The following is an 8,794-nucleotide window of genomic DNA, read 5'->3' on the forward strand; positions in this document are numbered from 1 at the left end:
CAATGCCGGCAAATACCCGCAAAGCATCCAGCGGGCGCTTGACCGCGCGGAAGTTCGAAACGTGCATTACGATGGCCTCTTCCGGCTGGGCAAAACGGGCCCGGTAGGCTGGATCGCGGTTGGGCTTTTGCGCTCGAGCCCCACTGGCCTGCATCAAGCATTGCAAAAGGAGGCGTCCATGCCGCTTGAGTTTGAGAAGCCCATTGAAGAGCTCGAGGCCAAAATCGCCGAGCTCGAGGGCTTCGCTGCCAGCAGCGGGGTAGACCTCTCGGGCGAGTTGCAGGTTCTGCGGGAGCGCCTGGCCCAGCTCAAATCGGATACCTTCGATAACCTGTCGCGCTGGGAGCGGGTGCAACTGGCCCGCGCCCCGGGCCGCCCCACCACCCTCGATGTCATCGAGGGCACCATGACCGAGTTTGTGGAGCTTTATGGCGACCGCACCTTTGGCGAGGACGCCGCGGTGGTGGGGGGGCTGGCCCGGCTCGAGGGCACCTCGGTGGTGGTGGTGGGCCACCAAAAGGGCCGCGACACCAAGGAAAACATCAAGCGCAACTTTGCCATGCCCCATCCAGAGGGCTACCGCAAGGCCATGCGCCTGATGGATCTGGCCGACCGCTTTGGCCGTCCCTTCATCGCCTTTATTGATACCCCCGGTGCCTATCCGGGCATTTCTGCTGAAGAACGCGGCCAGGCCTGGGTAATTGCCCAGAGCATCCAGCGCATGGCTCGGCTGCGGGTACCGGCCATTGCCGTCATTCTTGGCGAGGGCGGCTCGGGTGGGGCACTGGCCATTGGGGTGGGCAACCGGGTGCTCATCCTGGAAAATGCCTGGTACTCCGTAATCTCGCCTGAATCCTGCGCGGCCATCCTTTGGCGCGACGCCAAGGAAGCCGCCAAAGCTGCCGAAGCCCTCAAGCTCACAGCTCCCGACCTCCTGAGCCTGGGTATCGTAGACCGAATCATCCCCGAACCAGGCGGAGGCGCCCACCGCAACCCTGCCGCCACCCTGGCGAGTATCCAGCAAGCCCTGGTGGCCACCCTGGAAGAACTCTCGAGGCTGGGCCCCGAAGAACTTTTCGAAGACCGTTACCGGCGTTTCAGGGGCCTGGGGCGCTACCAGACCTGAGCCCTGCTTATGGTTCGACCCGCACTATTCGCGCCACCGAAGGCACGCCACTTTGATTGATGATGAACACCATGTAGTAAGTAGGAGGGGCCAGGTTGGCGCTGGCAGGTGCAGCTACCGTTAGGCTGGATGCGTCCCTGGACTGAATCGGGAGGGCCAAGAACCGCTGGGTGTAGTTGAAGGCGTGGGTAGAAGCACCCAGGCCCAACAACGTGACCGATTGAATATTGGCCGCATCGGGGGTCACGATGGAAAAGCTCTGGCCATAGCGAATACTGCTCGGCACACTGCTGATGGTGGGGCGCGCTGCCAGTGAACCGCTGCTGTCGAAAAGATACGGCGGGTAGTAAATCTCGTAGTTGAGTTGATTCACCCCGGCCCTGGCGCTCCCGCTACCCGGCTGGCAATCGGCCCCACAACCACCGCTCCCTGCTGTCCATACGGTGGCATCGGGCAACAGCAAGGCTACCGCATGGTAGTTGCGCGGGCGCTGGGACCGGGCTGTTGTCGTCCAGGTGTTGCTGGCGGGATTCCAGATCTCGCTGTCGTAAACTGAGCTCGAGTCGTCGAAGAGAGGGCCTCTGTTGCCACCATTGACGAAAACACGACCATTCGCCAGCAAGGTTGCGCTAAGGTGGGTGCGGGCAAAGGCCATCGAGGGGCCTGCCACCGAGGTTACATTGGTTCCGCTAAGCTCGATCAGGGTGGTGGTTGCGGTGGCCGTTTGGCCCCCGCCGATGGTTATGATGCGACCGGGTGTATACATCACCGACGAGCCGTAATAGCGGCCTGGGCCCTGACGAACCCAGGTCTGGCTACTCCACGAGCCGGATCCGACTGTATTGAGGTAAGACATGGTATTGTTCCAACCTGCGTGGAAGACCAGGCCGTTGGGTGCAACATGCATCCAGGGAAAGTAGTGCTCGAAATCGCGCCCGCTGGTGGTGGCCCCAGTAAGCTGGCGCAAGGTGCCGTTGGTCTGCCAGACTTCGTGCAGGGTGTTGTTGGCCCCGGTCTCGGTCTGGCCACCGGTAATGAGCAGTTCGCCGTTGGGCAACGGCGTGACACTCGGATACCAGCGTCCGGCCCGCATGTTGGGGCCTCGAGTCCAGGTTTTGGAGACCGGGTCGAAGATGTTGGTGTGCAGGCTGCCGTTGGGCGTGCCCAGGTTGCCCCCGGCTACCAGCAAGCGCCCATCCTGCATAACGGCCCAGCCCGCGCAGAAGAGGTCAGTGGTGTTGTTGTTAACCTCCTCGAAGGTGTTTGTAACCGGATCCCACAGGGTCACGATGGAGCTCTGGTGGAAGGCCGCATTGGCATCCTGCATATCGCGGTAGACCCCAATACGGTCGTAGCTATACCAGGCAATCACCTTGCCATCGGGCAAGAGTGCAGCATGGGTCGCCACCAACGGGAAGTCGCGCACCGGGCCAAAAACCCCCCGGGTGCTGGCAGTGCTGCCTCCGTTGATCGGGGTTTCGATGGGCGGTGTGGTCACGCTGGCACCAGCGGCTGAACCCCGAGCCCCGTTCACCACCGCAGCGACCTGATAGCTATAGGTTGTGCTGGCCGAGAGGCCGTTGTCCACAAAGCTCGAGGCCGTCGGCGACCCCACCTGTACAAAAGAACCCGAGTTACCGGTGCGCCGCTCCACAATGTAGCTGCTCGCCCCGCTCACAGCCGACCAGTCCAGATAGACACTACCTGCCGAAAGCCCTACGGCAATCAGGTCGGTTGGGGCTGCAATGGGGTCGGGCTGGTTGCTATCAGAGTACAAGTAGCGCTGGGGAATGATTTCTCTGGGCTGGCTGGGACTGCTCCAGAAGAGTTGGGCCGATGCACCACCGGTGTTTTCAAAATACTCCATTCGGATGCTGTAGCGTTGCCCCGCAACCAGGGTGATGGTACCACTACGGTCGGCAGCAGACTGGTTACGCCATCGGTCAACGATAAGTTGGTTGTTGACCCACAAACGCACCCCATCGTCGGTGCGGGTGATGAAAGTATAGGTTTCACTGAAGCGGGCCTCGAGCTGACCTGTCCAGCGCACGCTGAAGGTATCCGGGCCGATCCGGGGGTCAGGCGAGCCAGTGCCCCAGTTGAAGTTGATGGTGGCATCGGTGCGGGTGAAGCTGGTGCCGGTAAAGTCTATGTTGTCGTAGTAACGCCCCGAAAGGCCATTCCCGCCTGTGGCGGCTGCTGGAGTGGTCACCTGTTGCTCCACACCCCCGCTGCTACCAGCGGCATTGACGGCCCGCACCCGGTAGGTATAGGTGGTGTTGGCCGTGACGGTGTTGTCGGTATAGGTAAGGGCCGTAAGGTTGCTGGCCAGTACGCTGTAGCTGCCCGTTCCCACCCGGCGGTCCAGGGCATAGCTAGTCGCCCCCGTCACCGCACTCCAGTTCAGCACCACGCTCGAGGCCGAGGTAGCGTTGGCCGTAAAGGTGGAGGGATTGGCCGGGGGTTGGGGCTGGCTCGAGCCAGCAACCCACTCAAACCAGTCGTAGTTTCCAGCGGCAAAGTCGGTGGTTGAAACCGCCTCAAAGGAAAATCGCACCACCCGGGTACCGGCAGTCAGGGGAATGGCGGCGCGGGTGACAATGTTGTAGGTATCCCAGTTGCCGGCCGCCGGCACATCCAACAAGCCGGTCACATCCTGATCGTCTACCAGCACTCGGAACCGGGCTCCGGCCATCCGGTTATTGACCCGCACCCGCAGGTCGTAGTTGCCGGTCTGGGCCACGACCACGGTGTACTCGAGCCACTCGCCCGCCGCAGTCCAGCCCACCAGGCCCCATCCCGTACCGGCCAACACGTCTACCGGGGTATCGCGGTAACTCCCTCCCCGATTGAGGGTGTCGCTATCGGAGAAGGAGATGCCTTGGCCCCCTTCATCAAAGTCTTCAAACTGAATCAAACCGGGAATCGGCCAGGGGGTGCTGCGGCCATAGGGGGTTTGCTGGGGGTTGACGGCAGGGGTGGTGGTACTGGTCTCGACCCCGGTGGTAATGTCCGTTCCATTGGTCGCTTTTACCCGGTAGGTGTAGGTGGTGCTGGCCGTCAGGCCGGTATCGGTAAAGGTGGTGGCGGTGGGGGTGGCAATCTGGATGAAGCTGGTGCTGGTGGTGCGGCGCTCGAGGATATAGCCGGTAGCTCCACTGGCGGGGTTCCAGCTTAGCGCAATGCTGGTAGGCGAGGTAGCCGAAGCGGTAAAACCGGTCGGGTTGAGGAGGCTGGTACTTCCCGCGCACACCAGCCGGGCATTGGCCCAGTTGGCGTGATCGTAGTAGACGTTGTCTCCCCCATCGCTGATAACCAGGCGCAGTTGCTGCCGCCCGGTCACGTCCACATCGATTGCTTGGCTTGGGCTATTACCCCGAATTACCCCAGAGTTGAACAGGCTCACACCATCGGCGAATACCTGAAACACCACCGAGCCCCACTGGGTCTGGGTATCTATCTCATCATCCAGGCCCACCACGGCTTGAAACCGGCTACAGTTGGCCTCCAGGCTGTATACAATCTCCGAATTGGCGTGTGCACCCAATCCTTTGGCATAGGTCACGCCGTTGAGGGTGAGGGTACGACCATCACCTGCCGCCGACTCGCCATTGCTCTGGTCACGCTCCACCGGCCCCCAGCCGTTGGTGGCGGTTACCCAGTTCAAGTCGCTCAGGAATACATTGCCCGTAGGGGCAGCCATGATGCTCAGGTTGCGCTCACTCCAGAGCTTGGGCCCTAACTGGTAGGGCTGAGGGATGCTGGAACCCGGGCTCGAGCATGCCGCCAGAACCACCCCCAACATCAAAAGCCAAAGTTTGTTATTCCAATACGGCATCATATCCAAACCTCCGGCCGCTTCCCGGCTATGTCATTAATCTGAGGCCGCCATGTATTTATCAAAGATTTAGCTTGATGTAATGGATGTCTAATCTATTGTAGCTGGATTCGGGACATTTGCCCCGTTACCCCCTTCGTTATTCCCGACCGATAAGTAAGAAACGCATTCGCTCTGTGCTGCGAACTGGTGCCTTGAACTCGAGGCTTGACACCAAATAACACTGTAAAGTATATTGACGTTGTGAGCAGTGCAACCCTAACCCGACAAGAACGCATCAAGCAGCGCAGTGCCGAGCGCCGCGAACGGTCTCGCCAAAAGACCCGCCAGGCCATTCTGGAAGCTGCCATTCGGATGTTTGAGCGCGAGGGCTACGAGGGTTTTAGTTTGCGTCAGGTCGCCGAGAACATTGGCTATACCCCCACGACCATCTACCTCTACTTCAAGGACAAAGACGACCTCTTATTTGCAGTCTGCTCCCAGGGGTTTACCGAATTTAACCAGGCCTTGCAAGCCGCCTATGCGGCTCATTCCAATCCTTTAGAACGGCTAAAGGCCTTGGGCTGGGCCTATCTCGAGTTTGGCCTCTCGCATCCCCTGCACTACCAGATGATGTTCATGCAAAGGGCCGAATGGGTCACCAAAGCCACCAACACCAAGGGCGATACCGAAGGTGCCAACGCCTACATCATCCAGATGAACGCGGTGATCGAGGCCATGAAGGCCGGGGTCATCCGCATGGGTGACCCCATCGAAACGACCAACCTTATCTGGTCTGGTATCCACGGTATCGTCTCTCTGGCGCTTAGCATGAAAGGTATAGTCCCCAAGTGGGAAGAAAGCGAGGTGCGACGGTTGGTCGAAGATTATTTCCAAATGCTGACTCGAGGCTTACAGCCCTAACTCTTTTTTGCAAGTAACTTTACAGTGTTAATCTACATGAATGAAATAAGCAAAGGAGATGCGTATGAAGGAACTACACGTGATCTTCGGCACGGGCCCCCTGGGATGCTCGGTAGCTGAGGAACTAATAAAGCGCAACAAAGCCGTGCGGATGATCAGCCGCTCGGGCCAGGCCGGGGTACCTGGCGTAGAAACCGTGGCGGGCGATGCCCTTTCGCTCGAGTTTACCCGCCGCATAACCGATGGCGCTGCGGTGGTCTACCAGTGTGCCCAGCCCGCCTACCACCGCTGGGCCGAAGAGTTTCCTGCTTTGCAAGCCAGCATTCTGGAAGGTGCTGCCGCCAATAAAGCCAGGCTGGTCATCGCCGACAACCTCTACATGTATGGCGACCCCAACGGGCAGCCAATCAACGAGGAGTCACCGCAAAACCCCACCAGCAAAAAAGGCAAGGTTCGTAAGGCAATGGCGGATGCGGCCTTAGCCACCCACCAGGCGGGCAGGTTACAAGTCGCGCTCTCGAGACCTTCACACTACTTCGGCCCTGGCTACAAAGTTACGGGCAACATGGTTTTCAAAAAAGCGCTCAGCGGCCAGGCCATGCAGTTTTTGGGTCGCCTTGACCAGCCCCACAGCTTTAGCTATGTACCCGATGCGGGCCGGGCCATGGCAGTTTTGGGAACCAGTGAGCAGGGATGGGGCCAGGTCTGGATTCCGCCCGTACAGCCCACCCTGACTCAATTGGAATTCGCACAAAAAATCTGGCAAAGCGCTGGGCAAACCGGCAAACCCAAAGTCCAGGCCTTGAGCCGCTTCATGACCCAACTGGCAGGGCTGTTTATACCTACCATCCGCGAGACGGTGGAGATGCTGTACGAGTTCGAGAAACCCTATGTGGTGGACGCTTCCAGGTTCGAGCGTACCTTTGGGGTCAAGGCTACCCCCATGGACGAGGCCATCCGGCTGACCTTAGAGCACTACCGCCAAACTGTACCGCTCAAGCAAACCGCATAAAAGGAGGAAGCCATGAAAAAAGTACTCGTAATTCTCGGACACCCCCGCTCGGATAGCCTCAGCCACGCGCTGGGCCAAGCCTACGCCGAAGGCGCCCGCCAGCATGCGGAGGTGCGCATCCTGGAGGTGAATCGGCTCGAGTTTGCCCTCAGTTACCCTACCCGCACCGCCTACGACAACAAGGTAGAGGGGGTACTCGAGCCCGACCTGCAAAAAGCCCAGGCCGACATCCAGTGGGCCGACCACCTGGTGTTCGCTTACCCGCAGTGGTGGGGCGGGGTGCCCGCCTTGCTCAAGGGCTTTATCGAGCGGGTCTTTTTGCCGGGGTTTGCCTTCAAGTACCGCAAGGGCTCGGCCTTACAAGACCAACTTTTGAAGGGCAAAACCGCACGGCTTTTGGTCACCATGGACGCACCCAGTTGGTGGAACCGCTGGGTCTATCGCAATGCGGTTCACAACGCCATGCTGCACCCTACGCTGCACTTCTGCGGGGTGAAGCCGGTACGCATCAGTGAGTTCTGTGTGGTGCGGAAATCTACGCCCATCCAACGGCAAAGGTGGCTCAGGGCTACCCGCACGTTGGGCCAGCGAGAAGCGAGGCAAGGCATCGCCACAAGCCCATCCATCGGGAGGGCTGTATGACCGGGGATCTCAGGAGAATCGCAGAGAAACGTGCCAGGGCCAGGCTGGGTTTCTACATTCATGCCAGCAGCTTTGTCCTGGTAAGCGCCATGCAGTTTGGCATCAACCTCTTCACCACCCCCTGGGTGTTGTGGTCGGTCTTCTCCATCACGGGCTGGGGGCTGGGGGTAGCCATCCACGGGCTGGTGGTCTGGTTCAAAACTTCCGACCTTAGGAAATGCCTGATTTGTGAAGAGCTCGAGCATCTGCAAAGCCCCCAGATCATCGAAACCCCGATTAGATCATCGGTACGAGTGACGGAAAAGCCTCAGGAAACCCAGTGCCAGGTTCGGGCAACCAGGAGATAACTATGATCCAGATCGGACGATTTACAGCCCAGCACGAGGGGCCGTTGGTGGTGTTTTTGATCGGAGTGCGCATCAACAACTGGTGGCGCTTTAGAGAATGGCTTCCGGTGGTACAGGCCATGAGGCCCATGATCCAGTACCTTTACCACCACCCCGAAAGCGGCTTTCTGGGCCTGGGGGGCCAGTGGCTCAGCATGGATTTTCGTGGCCTCCTGATGGTGCAGTACTGGCGCAGCAGCAACGACTTGGAGCGCTTTGCCCGCACCGACCCAGAGTTGCACCCCGAAGCCTGGCGTAACTTCTTCCGGCAGTCCTATAAGGGTGGGGCGGTGGGCATCTGGCACGAGACCTATGTGGTCGAGCGGCAGGAGGCGGTATATGGCAACATGCCGCTGATGGGCCTGGCCAAGGTAAGCAAGGCCGTGCCTATTCGTGGCAAGCTGGAAACCATGCGCGAGCGGCTGCAAAAGGAATCGGTGTGAGACAGATCGCCCAGAGCCTTTACCAGCTCGACCTGGGCATCATCAGCGCCAATCTTAGAGCGCTCTTCACACAGAATGAGCCTCCCGAAAATCAAGAATCCTCTATCCGAGACAGAACCGTTGCCGTCCGGAAACTCGAAACCCAAGCACCCGTGGGCCGGGCCCGGCCCACGCTTGGGTGCATAACATGCGTCTGGGCTCAGACGCATTCTCGTTTTCGTGGGCGGCAACGTCTGTGAAGGGCGCGATATACGATACCGGATTCAAAAAGACAGTTTACAAAAACAAAAAACCCCTTAGGTTGTCTATTTGAATCCTAAGTATCTCCACATCAGATTTTTACCTCTACAGCCCCCAGTAGACCTAAGGCATGCAAAAGGGCTTGCTTGAGTTGCGAGAGGCAAGCGTAATGACGGCGGGGCAGGAGGAAGGCTTTGAGCTTTT

The 8,794-nt window shown here is 59.3% G+C and carries 7 protein-coding genes; 6 read left to right on the forward strand and 1 reads right to left on the reverse strand.

The window, feature by feature from the left end:
- Positions 1-178: 178 nt before the first annotated feature.
- A complete protein-coding gene (locus Mhypo_RS16170) occupies positions 179-1,126 on the forward strand; it encodes an acetyl-CoA carboxylase carboxyltransferase subunit alpha (RefSeq protein ID WP_119342287.1) in 948 nt (315 codons plus the stop codon).
- Positions 1,127-1,133: 7 nt separating this feature from the next.
- Here the strand turns inward: Mhypo_RS16170 and Mhypo_RS16175 are convergent, their stop codons facing one another.
- Positions 1,134-4,931 carry an NPCBM/NEW2 domain-containing protein gene (locus Mhypo_RS16175; protein WP_170148334.1) on the reverse strand — a complete coding sequence of 1,266 codons (3,798 nt, stop codon included), beginning with the start codon at positions 4,929-4,931 and terminating at the stop codon, positions 1,134-1,136.
- Positions 4,932-5,207: 276 nt separating this feature from the next.
- Between Mhypo_RS16175 and Mhypo_RS16180 the strand changes: the two genes are divergently transcribed.
- The 5 genes from Mhypo_RS16180 to Mhypo_RS16200 all read left to right on the forward strand — a co-directional run bounded on the left by Mhypo_RS16180 (position 5,208) and on the right by Mhypo_RS16200 (position 8,350).
- Positions 5,208-5,867 (forward strand): TetR/AcrR family transcriptional regulator, encoded by a 660-nt coding sequence (locus Mhypo_RS16180; protein WP_119342289.1) that lies wholly within the window; start codon positions 5,208-5,210, stop codon positions 5,865-5,867.
- Between the two features lie 64 nt (positions 5,868-5,931).
- On the forward strand, positions 5,932-6,879 hold the full coding sequence (locus Mhypo_RS16185; RefSeq protein WP_170148335.1) for an NAD-dependent epimerase/dehydratase family protein: 948 nt from the start codon (positions 5,932-5,934) through the stop codon (positions 6,877-6,879).
- 12 nt (positions 6,880-6,891) lie between these two features.
- The gene (locus tag Mhypo_RS16190) at positions 6,892-7,521 is read left to right on the forward strand and encodes an NAD(P)H-dependent oxidoreductase (RefSeq protein WP_119342291.1); all 630 of its coding nucleotides are present in this window, start codon (positions 6,892-6,894) and stop codon (positions 7,519-7,521) included.
- Complete coding sequence (locus tag Mhypo_RS16195; RefSeq protein WP_119342292.1) at positions 7,518-7,868, forward strand: 2TM domain-containing protein; 351 nt, start codon at positions 7,518-7,520, stop codon at positions 7,866-7,868. Before Mhypo_RS16190 ends, Mhypo_RS16195 begins: the two co-directional genes overlap by 4 nt.
- Positions 7,869-7,870: 2 nt before the next feature.
- Positions 7,871-8,350, forward strand: a complete 480-nt coding sequence (locus Mhypo_RS16200; protein ID WP_170148336.1) for a DUF4188 domain-containing protein — start codon at positions 7,871-7,873, stop codon at positions 8,348-8,350.
- The last annotated feature ends 444 nt before the right edge of the window (positions 8,351-8,794 follow it).

It is taken from the genome of Meiothermus hypogaeus, assembly GCF_003574035.1.
GTDB classification, from domain to species: Bacteria; Deinococcota; Deinococci; order Deinococcales; family Thermaceae; genus Meiothermus; species Meiothermus hypogaeus.